19 protein-coding genes are annotated in these 18,420 nt (G+C 69.8%); 11 read left to right on the top strand and 8 right to left on the bottom strand.

The features are described 5' to 3' along the window. Position 1: 1 nt before the first annotated feature. Entirely contained in the window at positions 2-1,375 is a 1,374-nt protein-coding gene (locus G4H71_RS08155; RefSeq protein ID WP_074700639.1) for an MFS transporter, read from the top strand. A gap of 9 nt (positions 1,376-1,384) precedes the next feature. On the opposite strand, the gene G4H71_RS08150 is transcribed toward G4H71_RS08155, so the two are convergent. The 3 genes from G4H71_RS08150 to acs all read right to left on the bottom strand — a co-directional run bounded on the left by G4H71_RS08150 (position 1,385) and on the right by acs (position 4,845). After that, the gene (locus G4H71_RS08150; RefSeq protein ID WP_072740299.1) at positions 1,385-2,536 is read right to left on the bottom strand and encodes a N(5)-(carboxyethyl)ornithine synthase; all 1,152 of its coding nucleotides are present in this window, start codon (positions 2,534-2,536) and stop codon (positions 1,385-1,387) included. 80 nt (positions 2,537-2,616) lie between these two features. Continuing rightward, on the bottom strand, positions 2,617-2,751 hold the full coding sequence (locus tag G4H71_RS22570; protein ID WP_255314925.1) for a hypothetical protein: 135 nt from the start codon (positions 2,749-2,751) through the stop codon (positions 2,617-2,619). 144 nt (positions 2,752-2,895) lie between these two features. Next, positions 2,896-4,845 (bottom strand): acetate--CoA ligase, encoded by a 1,950-nt coding sequence (gene acs, locus G4H71_RS08145; RefSeq protein ID WP_072740298.1) that lies wholly within the window; start codon positions 4,843-4,845, stop codon positions 2,896-2,898. A 214-nt stretch (positions 4,846-5,059) separates the two neighbouring features. Between acs and G4H71_RS08140 the strand changes: the two genes are divergently transcribed. Then, positions 5,060-5,812, top strand: a complete 753-nt coding sequence (locus G4H71_RS08140; RefSeq protein WP_072740305.1) for an oxidoreductase — start codon at positions 5,060-5,062, stop codon at positions 5,810-5,812. A 422-nt stretch (positions 5,813-6,234) separates the two neighbouring features. Here G4H71_RS08140 and G4H71_RS08135 read toward each other — a convergent pair whose 3' ends face one another. Beyond that, on the bottom strand, positions 6,235-7,125 hold the full coding sequence (locus G4H71_RS08135; protein WP_083343055.1) for an HAD family hydrolase: 891 nt from the start codon (positions 7,123-7,125) through the stop codon (positions 6,235-6,237). Between the two features lie 279 nt (positions 7,126-7,404). Here G4H71_RS08135 and ssd point away from each other — a divergent pair, with 279 nt between their 5' ends. The 7 genes from ssd to G4H71_RS08100 all read left to right on the top strand — a co-directional run bounded on the left by ssd (position 7,405) and on the right by G4H71_RS08100 (position 12,210). Then, a complete protein-coding gene (ssd, locus tag G4H71_RS08130; RefSeq protein ID WP_083343056.1) occupies positions 7,405-8,583 on the top strand; it encodes a septum site-determining protein Ssd in 1,179 nt (392 codons plus the stop codon). Beyond that, positions 8,571-9,779 (top strand): TadA family conjugal transfer-associated ATPase, encoded by a 1,209-nt coding sequence (locus tag G4H71_RS08125; protein WP_371843051.1) that lies wholly within the window; start codon positions 8,571-8,573, stop codon positions 9,777-9,779. Before ssd ends, G4H71_RS08125 begins: the two co-directional genes overlap by 13 nt. Then, complete coding sequence (locus tag G4H71_RS08120) at positions 9,776-10,591, top strand: type II secretion system F family protein (RefSeq protein WP_072740296.1); 816 nt, start codon at positions 9,776-9,778, stop codon at positions 10,589-10,591. The genes G4H71_RS08125 and G4H71_RS08120 overlap by 4 nt, the downstream gene beginning before the upstream one ends. Next, positions 10,588-11,163 carry a type II secretion system F family protein gene (locus tag G4H71_RS08115; RefSeq protein ID WP_072740295.1) on the top strand — a complete coding sequence of 192 codons (576 nt, stop codon included), beginning with the start codon at positions 10,588-10,590 and terminating at the stop codon, positions 11,161-11,163. Before G4H71_RS08120 ends, G4H71_RS08115 begins: the two co-directional genes overlap by 4 nt. 114 nt (positions 11,164-11,277) lie before the next feature. Beyond that, complete coding sequence (locus G4H71_RS08110) at positions 11,278-11,469, top strand: DUF4244 domain-containing protein (RefSeq protein WP_072740301.1); 192 nt, start codon at positions 11,278-11,280, stop codon at positions 11,467-11,469. A 14-nt stretch (positions 11,470-11,483) separates the two neighbouring features. Continuing rightward, positions 11,484-11,843 carry a TadE family type IV pilus minor pilin gene (locus tag G4H71_RS08105; protein WP_072740302.1) on the top strand — a complete coding sequence of 120 codons (360 nt, stop codon included), beginning with the start codon at positions 11,484-11,486 and terminating at the stop codon, positions 11,841-11,843. 13 nt (positions 11,844-11,856) lie between these two features. Continuing rightward, the gene (locus G4H71_RS08100; protein WP_246442408.1) at positions 11,857-12,210 is read left to right on the top strand and encodes an Rv3654c family TadE-like protein; all 354 of its coding nucleotides are present in this window, start codon (positions 11,857-11,859) and stop codon (positions 12,208-12,210) included. A 9-nt stretch (positions 12,211-12,219) separates the two neighbouring features. Here the strand turns inward: G4H71_RS08100 and G4H71_RS08095 are convergent, their stop codons facing one another. The 4 genes from G4H71_RS08095 to sftH form a co-directional block, all read right to left on the bottom strand. Next, positions 12,220-12,705, bottom strand: a complete 486-nt coding sequence (locus tag G4H71_RS08095) for an SRPBCC family protein (protein WP_072740293.1) — start codon at positions 12,703-12,705, stop codon at positions 12,220-12,222. A gap of 3 nt (positions 12,706-12,708) precedes the next feature. Next, a complete protein-coding gene (locus tag G4H71_RS08090) occupies positions 12,709-13,089 on the bottom strand; it encodes an ArsR/SmtB family transcription factor (RefSeq protein WP_072740292.1) in 381 nt (126 codons plus the stop codon). Positions 13,090-13,176: 87 nt separating this feature from the next. After that, on the bottom strand, positions 13,177-14,550 hold the full coding sequence (gene mgtE / locus G4H71_RS08085) for a magnesium transporter (protein WP_246442458.1): 1,374 nt from the start codon (positions 14,548-14,550) through the stop codon (positions 13,177-13,179). Between the two features lie 58 nt (positions 14,551-14,608). After that, positions 14,609-17,002, bottom strand: a complete 2,394-nt coding sequence (gene sftH, locus G4H71_RS08080; RefSeq protein ID WP_072740290.1) for a DNA 3'-5' helicase SftH — start codon at positions 17,000-17,002, stop codon at positions 14,609-14,611. A gap of 390 nt (positions 17,003-17,392) precedes the next feature. On the opposite strand from sftH, the gene G4H71_RS08075 reads away from it, so the two are divergent. After that, entirely contained in the window at positions 17,393-17,596 is a 204-nt protein-coding gene (locus tag G4H71_RS08075; protein ID WP_003935252.1) for a cold-shock protein, read from the top strand. 224 nt (positions 17,597-17,820) lie between these two features. Further along, the gene (locus tag G4H71_RS08070) at positions 17,821-18,405 is read left to right on the top strand and encodes a hypothetical protein (RefSeq protein ID WP_072740300.1); all 585 of its coding nucleotides are present in this window, start codon (positions 17,821-17,823) and stop codon (positions 18,403-18,405) included. The last annotated feature ends 15 nt before the right edge of the window (positions 18,406-18,420 follow it).

The following is an 18,420-nucleotide window of genomic DNA, read 5'->3' as shown; positions in this document are numbered from 1 at the left end:
CTTGCCGTCATCCGGGCCCGGCGGGAATCCCGAGGACGACGACGCCACCGTCGGCGGCGTTCCCCGGAGCCGCATCGTCGTCGCGAGCATGGTGGGCACGTCCATCGAGTTCTACGACTTCTACATCTATGCGACGGCCGCGGTCTCGGTGTTCCCCCACCTGTTCTTCCCGAAGGGCGATTCGTCGACGGCGTTGCTCGCCTCGCTCGCGACGTTCGGCCTGGCCTTCGTGGCCAGGCCGCTCGGATCGATCATCTTCGGTCACTTCGGGGATCGCATCGGCCGCAAGGCGACCCTCGTCGGCTCGCTGCTGACGATGGGCATCGCGACCTTCCTCATCGGCCTGCTGCCCACCTACCATCAGATCGGCATCCTCGCCCCGGCCCTGCTGGCGATCATGCGATTCAGCCAGGGCCTGGGTCTGGGTGGTGAGTGGAGCGGCGCCGCGCTGCTCGCCACCGAGACGGCGAAGAAGGGCAAGCGCGCCTGGGCCGCGATGTGGCCACAACTCGGCGCCCCGATCGGGTTCCTCATGGCCAACGGCCTGTTCCTGATCATCACGCTGTTCCTCGAGCACGACAACGGGAACCCGGATCTGGACGGATCCTTCCTCACCTGGGGCTGGCGTATTCCCTTCCTGCTCAGCGCGGCGATGGTCCTCATCGGTCTGTACGTCCGGCTGAAGCTGGAGGAGACCCCGGTCTTCGCCCGGGCCGTCGAGCGTGGCGAGAAGGTGAAGTCCCCGCTCGCCGAGGTGTTCAAGACCAGCTGGCGGCAGCTGATCATCGGCACGTTCGTCATGGTCGCGACGTACACGCTCTTCTACCTGATGACGACGTGGGTGCTCAGCTTCGGCACCGGCAGGACGGCGGCGGACGGCGGTCACGGAGCCGGCTTCCACTACAGCGACTTCCTGGTACTGCAGTTGATCGCGGTGCTGTTCTTCGCGGCGACGATTCCGGTCGCCGGCTGGCTCGCCGACCGCTTCGGCCGTCGCTCCACGCTGCTCGTCGTCACCGGCGCGATCATGGTGTTCGGCCTGGCGTTCGGCCCGATGCTCGCGGTGGACTCCATCAGCGAGGGCCGGATGCTGTTCTTCCTCGTCGTGGGCATGATCCTCATGGGCCTGACGTTCGGGCCGATGAGTGCCGTACTGCCCGAGCTGTTCCCGACCAACGTCCGCTACACCGGATCGGGCATCGCCTACAACGCGTCCAGCATCATCGGCGCCGCCGTGGCGCCGTTCATCGCGACCTGGCTGGCGACGACGTACGGCGTCGAGTGGGTGGGTGTCTACCTGCTGATCGCCGCCGCGGCGACCTTCGTCGCCCTGTTGGTGATGCGCGAGACCAAGGACGCCTCGCTGGACAGCTGATCGCGGGCCTCAGCCGGCAGCGACTGCCGCACGGGGGTGGGGGTGGACTTCGCTGCGGCCCTGGAAGGTCAGGATGTCGGGGTTGAGCACCACCCCGGCGCGGATCTCGATCGCGCGGGCGATCGTCTCGTCCGTCGCCCACGCGTCGGGGCCGCCGAGGACGGTCCGCAGATGCGGGATCAGCGCGTCACTGATCTCCCAGGTCGCCGACTCCCACAGGTACGACGGGCTGTGGTCGACGGCGTAGTAGAGCAGGCCGTCACCGACCACGAAGGCCGGATCGTCGAACGTGGTCGGTCGCGCCCAGTCGAACCCCATGCCCTCGTCGCAGGAGACGTCCACGAGAAGGCTTCTCGGGGCGAAGGCTCCCAGGTCGGCGGTCGTGAGGAAGGTCAGCGGTGCAGTGGGGTCCTGGAGGACGCAGTTGACGACGATGTCGTTGCCCGCGAGGAATTCGGGTATCGGAACCTTGCCGGCGTCGGTCATCGCGTGCGCTGCCGACGGGTCGCGCGGGTCGTACACGGCCTGCACGATCCGGGCCGAGTGGATCGGCGATCCGACCGCTGCGACCTTCCGGCTGGTCAGCACCCGGACGTCGTCGACACCGTGCGCGTTCAGGGCGGTGACGGCCCCGCGTGCGGTGGCACCGAACCCGATCACCACGGCCCGGAGCCGTCGACCGTAGTCCCCGGTGGATCCGGCGAGTTGCAGTGCGTGCAGCACCGAGCAGTACCCGGCGAGCTCGTTGTTCTTGTGGAACACGTGCAGGCCGAAGCTGCCGTCACGATTCCAGTGGTTCATCGCCTCGAAGGCGATGAGCGTCAGGTCCCGGTCGATCGCCACCTGGGTGAGCGCGGGATCCTGGACGCAGTGCGGCCACCCCCAGAGGATCTGGCCCGTCCGCATCTCCTGCAGGTCCGCGACATCCGGCTTGGGCTGCACCAGGACGTCGCACTCGGCGACCAGTTGCTCACGCGGGCGGACGCCCGCGACAACAATGGAGAGTTGCTCGTCGGTGACACCGAAGCCCTCGCCGTATCCGGACTCCACGAACAGATGCGCGCGGATGTCGGCGTCGAGGCGGGGCAGATGGGTCGGGTGGATGGGGAGGCGTCGCTCGTTCTCCTTGCGGGAACGGGCGAGAACGCCGAGGTCGAGCATATTCGGTTGTGCTCCTGAGGGAGAAGGGGCCGGTGTGGTGTGCCCGGTGAGGATCGTTCCCGGTTTCGGGTGTCTGCGGCTCAGCGCTTCTTGACGTTCGACACGATCTCGACGTCGGTGTGCCCGTCCGACTTGGCCTTCTTGAGGGCCCGCTTTTCCTTGAGGGACTTTCCGGACTTCTTCGTCATGCTGCTGCGCGGTGACTTGTCGGACATGAGTGCCCCTAGGGTTGGGAACCTGAACGGTCCCGATGGCTGCGACCTTACGCGAGTTTTCGGGAAACGGACTCGGGCAGCCGAAACGCGAGAGGGCCCCGACTCGCGTCGGGGCCCTCTCGGGTCGGATGCGGCAGCCTCGGGCTACCGGCCGCGAATGGCGTCGAAGACCTTCGGATCGACCAGGGTCGAGGTGTCGCCGAGGTCCCGGCCTTCCGCGATGTCGCGGAGCAGCCGGCGCATGATCTTGCCGCTGCGGGTCTTCGGCAGCTCCGGCACCACCGTGATCTGACGCGGCTTCGCGATCGGGCTGATCTCGCGGGACACCTCGGCCTTGAGCTCACCGATCAGTTCGTCCCCGGTGTTCTCGACTCCCTCCCGCAGGATCACGAATGCCACGATGCCCTGGCCGGTCGTCTCGTCGGATGCACCGACCACGGCTGCCTCCGCGACACCGTGGTGCCCGACGAGCGCGGACTCCACCTCGGCGGTGGAGATGCGGTGACCGGAGATGTTCATGACGTCGTCGACGCGACCGAGCACCCAGAGCGCTCCGTCCTCGTCGTACTTGGCGCCGTCACCGGCGAAGTACCAGCCCTGATCGGCGTAACGGGCCCAATAGGTTTCGCGGTAGCGCTGCATGTCGCCCCAGATGCCGCGCAGCATCGACGGCCACGGCTGGTCGAGGACGAGGTAGCCGGATTTGCCGTTGCCGAGTACCTCGCCGGCGTCGTCGACGATCTGCGCCGAGATGCCGGGAAGCGGCGCCATGGCGGAGCCGGGCTTGGCGTCGGTGACACCCGGCAGCGGCGAGATCATGATCGCGCCGGTCTCGGTCTGCCACCAGGTGTCCACGATGGGGACGTTGCCGCCACCGATCACGTCCCGGAACCAGCGCCACGCCTCCGGGTTGATCGGCTCGCCCACCGAGCCCAGCAGTCGGATCGACGACAGGTCGTGTGCGTCGGGAATCTGCCTGCCCCACTTCATGAACGTGCGCACCAGGGTCGGGGCCGTGTAGTAGATCGACACCCCGTACTTCTCGATGATCTCGAAGTGCCGGTGCTCGTTCGGGGAGTTCGGGGTGCCCTCGTAGACCACCTGGGTGACGCCGTTGCTGAGCGGGCCGTAGACGATGTAGGTGTGCCCGGTGACCCAGCCGATGTCGGCGGTGCACCAGTAGACGTCCTGGCCCTCCTTGTGGTCGAAGACGTTGTGGTGCGTGTACGACGCCTGGGTGAGGTACCCGCCGGTGGTGTGGACGATGCCTTTCGGCTTGCCCGTCGTGCCGGACGTGTAGAGGATGAACAGCGGGTGCTCGGCATCGAACGGCTGCGCCTCGTGTTCCGGGGACGCCTTCTCGACCGTGTCGTGCCACCACAGGTCACGGCCGTCGGTCCAGTCGACGTCGACGCCGGTTCTCTTGACCACCAACACCTTCTGCACCGATGCGGCGTCGGCGACAGCCTCGTCGACGGCGGGCTTGAGCGCAGCCGCCTGGCCGCGACGCCACTGGCCGTCGACCGTGACCACGAGCTTGGCCTCGGCATCGTCGACGCGCGAGCGGAGGGCCGTCGCGGAGAAGCCGGCGAACACGACGGAGTGGGTGAGGCCGAGGCGCGCACAGGCGAGCATCGTCACGATCGCCTCGGGAATCATCGGCATGTAGATCGCGACCCGGTCCCCGGCGACGAGGCCGAGGTCGGTGAACGTGTTCGCGGCGCGGGAGACCTCCGCGAGCAACTCGTTGTACGTGAGGTCCCGGGTGTCGCCGGGTTCGCCCTCGAAGTGGATGGCGACGCGGTCGCCCTTGCCGGCGAGGACGTGCCGGTCCACGCAGTTGTAGGCGACGTTGATCTTCCCGTTCACGAACCACTTGGCCACCGGGGCGTCGGTCCAGTCCAGGACGTCGGTCCACTTCTCGTGCCAGTGGAGGCGGGACGCCTGGTCCGCCCAGAAGGCGAGACGGTCCTGGTCGGCTGCCTGTTGCAGTTCCGGCCCGGCGTTGGCGGCGGCAGCGAACTCGGGGCTGGGCGGGTACGACTGGGGGACGTCGTGCTCCGCCACGTCGCTCGGATGTGCTGCGCTGGTCATGTATGCGGCCCTCTTTCGACTCGATAGTTCTCCTCTGTGAGGGTAGTCACAGGAGGGTGCCGACGCATTCTTCCGTCACCGACCAGTGCGATCACCGGTCGTTTCCGTGCGACGGACGGCCGCTCGGGCCGACGAGTGGACACGACGCCTTCGAGTGAACGTTGCGGTTGCCCCGGACGTGAGGGGCCGTGCCGGGCGGGTACCGTCGTTGTTCGTGAACGACCCCCTCGATCCGCTCGTCGACCTGCCAGGAGTTCGGGAGGCCGCCGACCAGGCCCGGACCGCGCTGGGCGAGGTGCACCGGCACCGCAGCAACCGCCGCGGCTGGCCGACCACCGCCGCAGAGGCGGCGGTGCGGGCGGCGCGCGCCTCGTCGGCACTCGACGGCGGGGTCATGGAGCTTCCTGCCCCGGGTGAGGCCGGCGATCCGGTGCTGTCCGGAGCACTGCGGGTGGGGCAGGCACTCGAGGGTGATGCGCTCGACGCCACGGTGCGCACGTGGCAGCGGGCGCCGCTCCAGACACTGGCCCGGTTGCACCTGCTGGCGGCGGCGGACCTGGTGACCGACGCCGAGCAACTGGGACGTCCGCGTCCGGACGCGGGGGTCGGCGAACGGCTCGACGGGCTGGCACAGCTCGTGACGGGCGGGACGTCCGCTCCCGCCCCGGTCGTGGCGGCGGTGGTCCACGGCGAACTGCTGACGCTCGCCCCCTTCGGGCTCTCCGACGGTGTGGTCGCCCGCGCGGCGTCCCGGCTGGTGTCGGTCTCGACCGGCCTCGACCCGCACAATCTGGGCGTACCCGAGGTGAGCTGGCTGCGTCGACCGCAGGTCTATCGCGACGCGGCGGAGGGATTTGCGGCGGGCACACCGGAGGGGGTCGGCGGCTGGGTCGTGTTCTGCTGCGGCGCGCTCGAAGCCGGTGCCCGCGAGGCGCTCTCGATCGCGGAGGCCGCAGCGCCCAGCTAGGGCCGCTCCGCTCGATCGGTCGCCGCCGAACACACGAATCGGGCGGCGTTTCCGATTCGCATCGGTTCCGCCGCCCGACCAGCACGGGTACCCGCTACCAGGCGTGCTCAGGTGGGTTGTGTGTCACTGGCCTCGGCGTCTCATCGGACCTCATCGGGTCGTCCCCGCAACCAGTGCAGAGTCCTTGCCGATCAGATTCGAATCTCGCAGGCCCACAACGCTTCTGCCCTTATAGTGGCTTAGGCTCCGCGTGGGTACTGGTGCCCGTACTCGGGAATTCGGGTCGGGAGATCGTTCCTTCTCTTCCGGGACGATCCTGGCCTTCCCGCCTTCCGTACCTCCTTTGTACCCCGTGCCGCGAGGCTTCTCAAGAGCCAATCGAGCTTTGTGACAGACGAGTTTTCGGGAGGGCGAGTACCCGATCAGCGTCGGCGGCGCAGTGCCCCGTAGGTGAAGGCGCCGGCCAGCACGGCCCCGACGAACAGTGCCGCGCCGGTCGCGAGTACGGGAGTGGAGGACGAGGAGAGGCGGGCTCGCAGCGACACCGGATTCGAGAAAGTCAGCATGGGCCAGCCCTTTTCGGCTGCCGCCTTGCGCAGGCCGCGGTCGGGGTTGACCGCCGTCGGGTGGCCGACGGCCTCGAGCATCGGCAGATCCGTCACGGAATCGGAGTACGCATAGCTGCGGGCCAGGTCGTAGCCGCGCTCGCGGGCGAGGGCCTCGATGCCCTCCACCTTGCCGGGCCCGTAGCAGTAGAAGTCCACCTCGCCGGTGTACTTGCCGTCGGCGACGGCCAGGCGCGTGGCGATCGAGTGGTCGGCGCCGACCGCGTCCGCGATCGGCTGCACCACCTCCTGGCCGGATGCGGACACCACCACGACGTCGTGCCCCCGTGCCCGATGGTCGGCGATCAGGTCCGCCGCCTCGGCGAACACCAGGGGATCGACGATGTCGTGCAGGGTCTCGGCGACCACGGCGCGCACCTGTTCGACGTTCCATCCCGCCGTCATGGACGTCAGGTAGGCCCGCATCCGCTCCATCTGGTCGTGATCCGCCCCGGACAGCATGAACAGGAACTGGGCGTAGCTGCTCTTGAGGACCGAACGCCGGTTGATCAGGCCCTGGTCGAACAGCGGCCGGGAGAAGGCGAGGGTGCTCGACTTGGCGATGATGGTCTTGTCGAGGTCGAAGAATGCCGCGACCCGACCGGTCGCTGGAGTGTTGCCCGTCGTGGTGCTCCTCGTCGTGGTCACACGCTCGAGGATAGGCGGAAACCCGGCCCGTCGTCGTCGCTGCACGCTCTCGTCGAACATCGGACAGTTGAACTTGCAAACATTGCTGCGAATGGGTGTAGTATCGGACGTGTCCGGCTCGATCCGGACGGGCTCAGCCCGACCCCCCGGGGCTGAGCACTGACGACCCCCGCCTCCTCCCCCCTGGCGGGGGTCGTCCTCTATCTCGGGCACGGTGCGCAGCCGAGAAGCCTTGCACATTCGCGACGGCCGTGCAGGAATCCATCCACAGGTCGGATTCATCCACAGATCGCTGATCGCCCCTTTCGTTGTCGTCCGCGCGGCGGGATTCTTCGATGCATGGACACCGCAGAACCGCGATACGCCGGCGGTAGCTCGCGTCTCGGCGACATCGCCGGAACACACGACGCCGCACCCGCCGCCGAACCGGACGACGCCTTCGTCCTCGTGGTGGTGGGCGCCGCGGCACTGCTCCCGAGCATCCACCGAGTGGCCGCCGCCGCGGGACGCCGCGTCGTGGAGATGCCGTCGATCCACTCGCCGGAATGGGAGTCCGCCGCACTGGTCGTCCTCGACACCCGGGCGGCAGCGCACCGGCGCGGTGGCGTCCGCAGGCGGTCCGGGGTGGTGATCGTGACGGAAGGAGAACCCGGTCTCGCCGAGTGGAAGGCCGCGGCCGAGGTCGGCGCCGAATCCGTCCTCGGTCTGCCGGACGACGAACCGGCGCTGATGACGTCGATGGGGGAGCGCCCGGGGACGGAGACCGGTACGGGAGCTGTGGTCGCGGTCGTCGGCGGGTGCGGCGGTGCCGGTGCGTCCACGTTCTCGGCCGCCCTGGCGTCGGCATCGGTTGCGGACGAGATGACGACGCTGCTCGTCGACGCGGACACCTACGGGTCCGGGTTGGATCTCACCCTCGGCCTCGAGAGCACGCCGGGGCTGCGGTGGTCGGGGTTGCGGGTGGAGAGCGGCCGGGTCTCGGCCACCGCGCTGTACGACGCCCTTCCCCGCGCGTCGTCCGGTGTGCGGGTGCTCTCCTGCGACCGGGTCGAGGGCGAGTCGTTCGGCCCGACGGCCGCGGCCGCGCGGGCCGTACTCGAGGCGGCTCGCTCGTCGGTGGAGGTCACGGTGTGTGATGTTCCCCGGCCCGGTGGCGAGATTCCCGGAGCGGAGATCGCGGACGTACTGCTGGCCGAATCCGATCTGGTTGCGCTCGTCGTTCCCGCGACGGTGCGCGGGTGTGTCGCGGCCGAGAAGGTGGCGGGGCGGATCGCCCAGCGGAATCCGAACGTCGGGCTCGTCGTCCGGGGCCCGGCACCCGGCGGTCTACGGGCGTCGGACGTGGTCACCGCGGTGGATCGTCCGCTGCTGGCCTCGATGCGCGCGGACCGGGCGGTGCCGGGAATGCTCGAGCACGACGGGTTCCGGCTGCGCCGTCGTTCGCCGCTCGGTGAGGCAGCGCGCGCCGTACTGGCGCGGTTGGCCGAGCGGCCCGAGCGCGTGGGGTGGGCGGCGTGAGCCCGCTGGTGAACACGGATCTCCTGGATCGGGTGCGGGACCGGCTCGCCCAGGCGGCCGGTGACCCGACTCCCGCCACGGTGGCCGAGGCGATCCGGTCCGAGTCCGGTGGGGTTCTCGGCGACGCCGACCTGCTCGCCGTGCTCCGCGAGTTGCAGACCGAACTCACCGGCGCCGGCCCTCTCGAGGCGATCCTCGCCGAGCCCGGCGTCTCGGACGTCCTGGTCACCGGGCCGGACCAGGTGTGGGTGGACCGCGGACGCGGCCTCGAGCGCGCCGCGGTGCGGTTCGCGGACGAGGCGGCGGTGCGTCGGCTCGGCCAGCGGTTGGCCCTGGCGGCCGGGCGCCGTCTCGACGACGCCCAGCCGTGGGTGGACGGCCGGCTCGGTGCCCTCGGGAACGGGATGGGTGTCGGCAACGGCACGTTCGGGGTGCGCCTGCACGCGGTGCTGGCTCCGGTGGCGCAGGGCGGGACGTGTCTGTCGCTGCGTGTGCTGCGCCCGGCGACCCAGGGCCTCGAGGCGTTGCGTGCCCGGGGCACGCTCGAGCCGGCCGCGTACGAACTGCTGGTCCGGATCGTCCGTGCCAGGCTCGCCTTTCTCGTCGTCGGCGGGACCGGCGCCGGAAAGACGACCCTGCTCGCCGCGTTGCTCGGCGAGGTGGACCCGGTCGAGCGCATCGTCTGCGTCGAGGATGCCGCCGAACTGGCGCCCGCGCATCCTCACGTGGTGCGGCTGGTGGCGCGGGCGGCGAACGTCGAGGGCGTGGGGGAAGTGACGATTCGTGATCTGGTGCGGCAGTCGTTGCGGATGCGTCCGGACCGACTGGTGGTCGGCGAGGTGCGGGGCCCCGAGGTCGTCGATCTTCTCACTGCCCTCAACACCGGCCACGACGGCGGCGCGGGAACGGTGCACGCCAATTCCCCCGACGAGGTTCCTGCCCGGCTCGAGGCGCTCGCCGCCCTCGGCGGACTCGATCGGGCGGCGCTGCACAGTCAGCTCGCAGCGGCCCTCCAGGTCGTGCTCCACGTCCATCGTGGCGCGGACGGGCGGCGTCGCCTCGTACAGGTGGGAGTCGTCTCACCGGACGCCCACACCGGCCGGGTCACGATCGTGCCGGCGTGGACGGTGGGCTCCGATCGCGCGCCTGGCGCGGAGCTCCTGCGGGCGCTCCTCGAGCGTAGGGGGAGTGGATGACGACGACCGTGGTGGTACCTCTCCTCCTGCTCGGTGCGGCACTGGCGCTGCTGCCGCCCGCGGGAGCGCTCCGGCGGATACGCACGCGGACGGCGTCACGATCGGTCCGTGCTACCGGCGCGGCCGGACGACGCCCTGTCGCGGTGGCGGCGATCGCGGCCCTGGCGACGGTGCTGATCGTGGTGAGCGGCAGCGTCGCAGTGGTGGTGGCGGCGCTGCTGGTCGGCGCCACCGCGCACGGGCGGATCGCACGAGCTCGCGCGGACCGGGAACGGATCGCCCAGGTCGCCGCCGTCCAGGCGGGGCTGGACACGCTCGCTGCGGAGCTGACGGTGGGCGCGCATCCGGCGGCGGCGTGCGCGGCAGCTGCCGACGAGTGCGCTCCGCCCGTGGCGGAGGTGTTTCGCACCGCCGCTGCGCGAGCCCGGCTGGGAGGTTCTGCAGCCCAGGGGTTCCGGGGTGCGCGGGGCCCGGCCGCCGAGGCGTTCGAGCGAATCGCCGCGGTGTGGCTCGTCGCCGACAGACACGGACTCGCACTCGCGGAACTGTTGCAGGCGGTTCGCGCGGATCTCCAGGGTCGAGCGAGGTTCCGGCGACGGACGGAGGCGGGCCTGGCAGGTGCGCGGGCCACGGCGGCCGTCCTCGCGGGGCTACCCGTTGTCGGGGTGGGGCTCGGGCAGTTGATGGGCGCCTCCCCGTGGCGCGTACTGCTCGGCGGCGGTGTCGGGGGAGTGTTGCTCGTCGTCGGATCCGCACTGGCCTGTGCCGGACTGTTCTGGACGGACCGCATCACTCGGCGGGTGGTCTCGTGAACTGGCTGGTGCCGATGCTCGTCGCCGGCGCGCTGATCGCGTTTCCGAGCCGGCCCGGTCCGGCGCTGCGAGTGCGGGCCCCCGACCCGGGCGCCCCGGTAGGGCCGGAGGTGGTCGGGCCGCCGGATCCGCTGGCGATCGCGGCCGGATTCGATCTGCTGGCGGCGTGCCTTCGAGCCGGTCTTCCGGTCGCCGACGCGGCCGCAGCGGTGGCAGGGGTCGTTCCGGCCACGATGGGCACTTCGCTCCGGCGGGCCGCGGATCTTCTCGCGCTCGGTGCGGATGCGGACGCCGCCTGGGAGCACGCCGCGGGGGATCCGTCGTGCGAATCGCTGGCGCGTCTCGCGCGGCGGTCTGCTCGTTCGGGCTCCTCCCTGTCGGCGGCGATCACCGAACTCGCCCGCGACGAGCGGTCGCAGGCCGAGGATGCTGCTGCGGCCGCCGCCGAGCGCGCGGGTGTGCTGATCAGTGGTCCTCTCGGGCTGTGCTTCCTCCCGGCCTTCGTGTGTCTGGGCATCGTGCCGGTCGTGGTCGGGCTGGCCACCAAGGTTCTCGGGGACGGGCTGCTGTGACAGCCCCGGCTCGGGTGCAGGACTCGACGCGGACCGGCCGCGTCGAGGCACCGCTCGCCGACGGCGGCGGTGTGTACGAGAGGGGGAATCATGGGGGAGAAGACGATTCACACGATGACGCAGGCGATCCGGACGCGAGCAGTGGCGCTCGCCGTCGAGGACGAGGGGATGAGTACGGCGGAGTACGCGATCGGCACGATCGCCGCCGCGGCCTTCGGGGCGGTGCTCTATGCCGTGGTCACCGGCAACAATATCGTCAGCGCGTTGACGGACATCATCGACCGCGCCCTCAACACCGCGGTGTGAGTGAGCACCGCGGTGTGAACGCTCCGAACCGTGTCCCGCGGGGTGACGAGGGTGCCGTCACGGTGGAGGCGGCCATCGCCATCGCCTCGATCGTGGTGGTTCTCATGCTGTGCGTGGCGGCCGTGGTCGCCGTGACATTGCATGTGCGGTGCGTGGATTCGGCACGCGAGGCGGCGCGGCTCACGGCCCGTGGAGACGCCGCCGCGATGGCGACGGCGCAGCGCGTCGCCCCGGACGGGGCACACGTGCAGATCCGGACCGAGGGTGATGTCGTCGTCGCGACGGTGCGTGCGCGTACTCCACTGCTCCCGATGGTGCGGATCTCCGCCGAGGCGGTGGCCGCGATCGAGCCCACGGCGGGGCAGGCCCGATGAAAGGGCGGTGCTCGTGAACGTGAGGCCGGACTCGGGTTCGGCGTCGGTGATCGGCGCGTTCGTGATCGTGGTGCTCCTGGTGATCACGGCCGCACTGATCCACGTCGGAGCGGCCGTCGGTGCGCGTCACCGCGCCCAGTCGGCGGCGGACCTGGCGGCTCTCGCCGGTGCCGCGGCACTGGTCTCCGGGGTCGAGGCGGCGTGCGCGGCCGCGGATTCCGTGGCCGCGCGCAACGCTGCCACCGTCGACACCTGCACGGTCGAGGATTGGGACGTGACAGTGCAGGTGTCGACCCGGGTGGCGATCTCGATTCCGGGGAGTTCGGAGGCTCACGCCGTGGCCCGGGCGGGTCCGGTGGGCGAATGAGCCGGCAACTCAGGAGGCGAGCAGGTCGTCGATCTGGTTGATCGCCGACGACGCTCCTTCCACGACGCCCATGTCCAGCACCTGCTGCAGGGCGTCGGCGGACTCGTAGGTGCTCACGTACGTGGCCCGGGTGCCGCCGTCGTGTTCGGTGAACGTGTAGACGTTCTTCGACACCGGCAGTTCGGTATTCGGGGTGAACTCCTCGTCGGCGAAACCGTCGAGGAAGGTCAGGCTCCCCGGCTCGTCGACCGCGACGATCTCCCAGTAGCCGGCGAACTTCTCGCCTTCCGGGCCGGTCATGTAGTACGTGACCCGGCCACCGGGTGTGAGGGAGTGCTCGACGACGGTCGCCGGATACGTCGGCGGGCCCCACACCTTCTCGAGCTGCCGCGGGTCGGCGTAGACCTGCCAGATCCGCTCCACCGGTGCCGCGAAATCGGCTGTGATGGTGAGCGTCAGTGTGTCGAGATCGTGCTGAACATCGGTGACAGGCATCGTTCAGTCCTCCAGTGTTGGTTCGATCTGGGTCGGGTCTATCGGGGTTGGTTCGATCAGGGTCGATTCGACGAGTTCGTCGATACGGGCGACACGGCCGCGCCACACCTGCTCGAGCCCGGTGAGCATGGACGCCACCGAGCGCACTGCTGCCACGTCACCGCGTGCCAACTGCTGCCGCCCGCTGCGCCGTTTGGTCAGCAGGCCGGCCTTCTCCAGCACGGAGACGTGTTTCTGCACCGCGGCAAAGCTCATGTCGTACTGCTCCGCGAGTGTGGACACCGAATGTTCGCCGGCCAGTACGCGGCGCATGATGTCGCGCCGGGTTCGATCGGCGAGCGCGTGGAACAGGGCATCCGCCCGATCCTCGTCGTCTCCGTCCACTCTCCTAACATACAACCAATTGGTTGTATGTTGTCAAGGGTTGTCCCGACGCCGGACCGTTCGGTGTCGCGTGAGCACCGACAATGATCAGATCCCGAGGACGGCCCTGGCGATGAGGAAGTAGAGCAGCAGCCCCGTGGCATCGACGAAGGTGGTGATGAACGGGTTGGAGAAGACGGCGGGGTCGGCACGAATGGTCCTGGCCACCAGCGGCATCGCGCCGCCGACCGTCGCGGCCATCGTGCACACGCTCAGCAGGGTCAGCCCGATGACGGTTCCCAGCGGCCAGTCGTAGACGAAGCCGGTGACGACGAATGCCACCGTGCCCAGGAGCAGGCCGAGCGAGATGCCCACGCGCAGTTCGCGGGCCAGGACCTTGGCGATGTCGCGCGGGCCCACGTCACCGAGAGCGAGGGCACGGGTCACCGTGGTGGCCGCCTGGTTACCGGTGTTGCCACCGGTTCCGATGAGGAGCGGCACGAACAGGGCCAGCGCCACCACCTCGCTGAGGGTGGTCTCGAAGACCTCGAGCACCTGCACGGTGAGGGTGGCACCGATGGCCAGCACCAGCAGCCACACCACTCGCGAACGCACGAGGCTGCCGACGGGCGTGGTCAGGTAGGGCTGACGCAGGGGCTCGGTACCACCGATGCGGGCCTGGTCCTCGCTGTCGGCGTGCTCGAGGATCTGCAGGGCGTCGTCGACGGTGAGGATGCCCACGATGCGGGTCTCGTTGTCCACCACGGGCAGAGCCAGCAGCTTCAGATCGGCGCACCGCCGGGCGACCTCCTCGCTGTCGTCCGTCGCGCGTGCCCAGTTGGCCGGCTGCATGATCGTGGACACCTCGGTGTCCGGCTCCGCCTTCATCAACTCCCGCAGGCTCACCATGCCCACCAGCACGCGATGGCCGTCGGTGACCGGCAGGGAGTAGACGGTCTCGGCGTCCTCGAGGCGCCGCCGCACCCGGTCCAGGGCGTGCTCCACCGTCCAGGAACGGTCGACGGCGACGAACTCCGGGCTCATCCTGCGCCCGATGGAGCCCTGGGGATAGCCGAGGATCCCGGCCGTCATCTCCCGTTCGTGGGCCGGCAGGCCCTGCATGAGGCGCCGGGCGACGGTGGCGGGCAGCTCGTCGAGCAATTCGACGCGATCGTCCGGATCGAGATCGGCGAACAGTGCGGTGACGTCGTCGTCCTGCAGTGCACCCAGCAGGTCCCGCTGCAGGCTCGGGTCGAGGTTCTCGAAGACCTCCATCGCCCGGTCCTTGGGCAGCAGTCGGTAGACGACCGCGCGGTCCTTGTCGTCGAGGCGTTCGAGGACGTCGACGACCTGCATCGGTGCCAGCGCCCGGACCGCCGCCGTCAGCGTGGCCAGGTCGGCGCCGCGCAGGGCCTTCTCGATCGCACGCACCGCCTGATCACGCGCGGCTTCCCCGGTCGGGCTCATCGGGTTCTGACTCATCGGTTGCACCTCATCAGGGCCCAAACTAGCTCAGCAGCGAGCACCGCTCCGGGCGAGTTCACCCGAGCGCGGCCAGGACGAGAGACAGGACCCGGACTGCCCCGTCCTTGTCCAACGGTTCGTTTCCGTTGCCGCACTTGGGCGAGTACACGCACGACGGGCAGCCGGCGCGGCACCGGCACGCCTCGATCGCGTCCCGGGTGGCGGTCAGCCAGCGTCGTATCTCGGCGTGGCCCCGGTCGGCGAATCCGGCACCGCCCGGATGGCCGTCGTAGACGAAGATCGTGGGCAGCCCGGTGTCCGGGTGCAGGGCGGTGGACACTCCGCCGATGTCGCCGCGATCGCACGTGGCGATCAGTGGGAGCAGGCCGATGGCCGCGTGCTCGGCCGCGTGCAGTGCTCCGGGAATCCGTTCGGCACCGAGACCCGCGGCTTCGAGCAGTTCCGGTGTCAGCGTGTACCTCACGGCCCGGGTGGGGAGCGTCTGGGCGGGCATGTCCAGCGACACCGAGTCCAGCACCTCACCGGACGGCAGTCGCCGCAGGTAGCCGATCACCTGGTCCGTGACGTCGACCTCCACGAGCGCGACGTCGACGTCACCGTACTGCTTCTGTTCGATCGACCCCGTGATCGTGATGTCGGTGGTCGAACGCACCGAGGTCGACCATTCGGGTTCTTCCTCGTGCACCAGCGCGACACCCTGGTCGAGATCGAGCTCGTCGACGACGTAGCTCTCCCCCTGATGGATGTGGACCGCGCCCGGGTGCACCGTGGCCGGAGCACGTCCCGCATCGACGGTGCCGAGCAGGCGGCCGCACCCGGCGTCCACGATCGCCACCTGGGAGCCGATTCCGCCCCGGATGTCGACCGCCGCGTGCGGATCGGTGCCGGGGGTGACGAACCACCCGTGGGCCCTGCGCCGGACCAGGCCCTCGTCGGCGAGCCGGGCCAGGACGTCGTGTGCGCCGAACTCGTCGACCTCGTCCTGGGTGAGCGGTTGCTCCGCGGCCGCACACAGCAGTTGCGGGCCGAGCACGTAGGGGTTGGTCGGATCGGTGACGGAGGCTTCGACGGGTCGCCCGAGCAGTGCCTCCGGGTGATGCACGAGATACATGTCGAGGGGGTCGTCCCGGGCGACGAGGACGACGAGCGAGCCCTCGCCACGGCGCCCCGATCGCCCGCCCTGCTGCCAGAACGAGGCGACCGTGCCCGGGAATCCGGCGACGACGACGGCGTCCAGGCCCGCGATGTCCACCCCGAGCTCCAGGGCATTGGTGCTCGCGGCGCCGAGCAGTTCGCCTTCGGAGAGCGCGGTCTCGAGTGCCCGCCGATCCTCGGACAGATAGCCGGCACGGTACGACGCCACCCGGGACACCAGGTCGGGATGGCGTTCGGCGAGGTGGCGGCGGGCGGCGAGCGCGGTGACCTCGGCCGCGCGCCGGGATCGCACGAAAGTGAGGGTGCGGGCGCCCTCGGCGACCAGGTCGGCCATGATCCGGGCGGCCTCGGTCGGCGCCGGACGCCGTACCGGACTGCCGTTCTCGCCGATCGTGTCGCTCATCAGCGGGGGCTCCCACAGCGCGATGGTGCGTGGGCCGTGTGGGGAACCGTCGTCGGTGACCTCGGCGCACGGGGCACCGACGAGCCGTGTGGCCGCCGCCCCGGGATCGGCCGTGGTCGCACTCGCGAGCACGAACACCGGGTGCGCGCCGTACCGGGCCGCGATGCGGCGCAGCCGCCGGATCACCCACGCGACGTGGGACCCGAACACGCCGCGGTACGAATGGCACTCGTCGATGACGACGTAGCGCAGCTTCCGCAGGAAGTGTGCCCATCGGGTGTGGCCCCGTAGCAGCGAGACGTGCAGCATGTCCGGGTTGGTGAACAGCCAGCGGGAGTTCTCCCGGGCCCATCCCCGGATCTCGGTGGGGGTGTCCCCGTCGAACCCGCACGGGTGGATGCCGGCGAGGTCCCGGTCCGCGGAACACAGCGTGGTCGTCGCCCGGAGCTGGTCGGCGCCCAGGGCTTTCGTCGGTGAGAGATAGAGCGCGGTCGCCCGCGGGTCCTCGGCGAGGTCGGTGAGGATCGGTAACTGGTAGGCGCAGGATTTGCCCGACGCGGTACCGGTGGACAGGACGACGTGGGTGCCGGAATGTGCCAGCTCCGCGGCCTCGGCCTGGTGCGTCCACGGTTCTCCGACTCCGGCGTCGCGCAGCGCCCGGACCACGGAAGGGTGAGCCCAGTCCGGCCAGTTCGCGTGCCGCGCAACGCGGCCGGGGACGTCGGTGGCGAACGTCAGGGGCGCAGTGTCTTGCTCTGAAGTACCGTCCGGTCCCGCCGGGATCGAGCCGCCGAGGCCGATAGTGCGGCCGCCGACGTGGCTCAGGAGTTCGCGACCATATGTCACGGCAGAATTTCCACTCGTGTCATCGGACGAAAACACCGTGTTCACGCGACTTCTCCGGACTGTCGATCGAGGGGAACCGTCACGGCGAACATGGCCGCAACCTGCGGATTCGATGATAGCGGTCGCACCGCCCGCGGGCCGGTGGCGGGCCGGGTCGTGTCGTATTCAATGGACTGCCGTGAGGTAGTGGCGAACAAGATCGAGTTTTTCGTGGAATTGTCGGCATTTCGACTGTTGCGTTCGCGCCGTTCATGGTTGACTACACCTGGTCGCAGCTTCTGTGCTCGTGGATTCGAGCCGCGTGTGCAGGATCGATGTTGCGAACGCGGTGCTCTGCTTTCCTGAGGGGGAAATCGAGTAGTACAGCGGTCGGAACCGGCCCGGCGGACTGTACAGCTGTCCGCCGAATCCGGTGGTTAGAAAGAGAAGGAAAGCATGGCTCAGGGCACTGTGAAGTGGTTCAACGCGGAAAAGGGCTTCGGCTTCATCGCACCCGAAGACGGCTCCGCTGACGTCTTCGTTCACTACTCCGAGATCCAGGGCAGCGGCTTCCGCACCCTCGAGGAGAACCAGCGCGTGGAGTTCGAGGTCGGCCAGGGCACCAAGGGCCCGCAGGCGACCGGCGTTCGCGCACTCTGATTTCACCTCTCACTCGCCGGGAGATCCCGGTGACGAAGTAGATCGGAAAGGCTGCGTCCTCGACCCGGCCTCGACTGTCCCCCATCACCCTCGCGGGTGGTGGGGGACGAGTCGTTTCGGGGACGCCGGATTTCGGGGTCGACTCGTTTCGGAGTCGGGTCGATTCGTGCCCGGTCTGCGGACATTTCGGGCCTAGGGTGGTGGACGGAACCAGAGGTGGCGCGATGAGTCAGTTGTCCTTCTTCTCCGCGGAGTCGATGCCTCCCGCGGTGACCGACCTGTGTGGTCTGCTCGCCGGGCCGGGGCAGGTCGTCGTGTCCGGCGACCGGGCCCGTATCTCCGTCGTGGTGGATTCCGTGCGGCGGGCCGAGGCGGTCGCCGCACTGATCCGGGAAGCCGGGATCGACGCCGTCGTCGCCCGCAGCGAGGAGGACAGCCCGCTGGTGCGCACCGAGGCTCTGCCCGAGTTGAAGCCCCTGGCCGACCAGTGGACGCGGGGTGCGGTGAAGGCGATGCCGGCGGGCTGGGTTCCCTCCGCGCGTCCGCTACGGATGTGGGCGGTGGCAGCGGGACGGGTGGAAGGGGAGGGGGAGCGGTTCGTCCTCGGGCTGGACCCGCACGCGCCGGACACCCACCCGGCGCTCGCGCAGGCGCTGATCCGAGCCGGTATCGCACCCACGCTGGTGGGTACTCGCGGAGGCTCGCCGGGCCTGCGGATCTCCGGCCGCCGCCGCATGCACCGGTTGCTCGACAACATCGGCGAAGCACCGGAAAAGCTGGACGCACGTACCGAATGGCCCCACGTATAGGTCCGCGTATGCGGT

The organism is Rhodococcus triatomae, assembly GCF_014217785.1.
In the GTDB taxonomy this organism is placed as follows: domain Bacteria; phylum Actinomycetota; class Actinomycetes; order Mycobacteriales; family Mycobacteriaceae; genus Rhodococcus_F; species Rhodococcus_F triatomae.
This window is presented reverse-complemented; position numbering and strand designations above follow the sequence as displayed.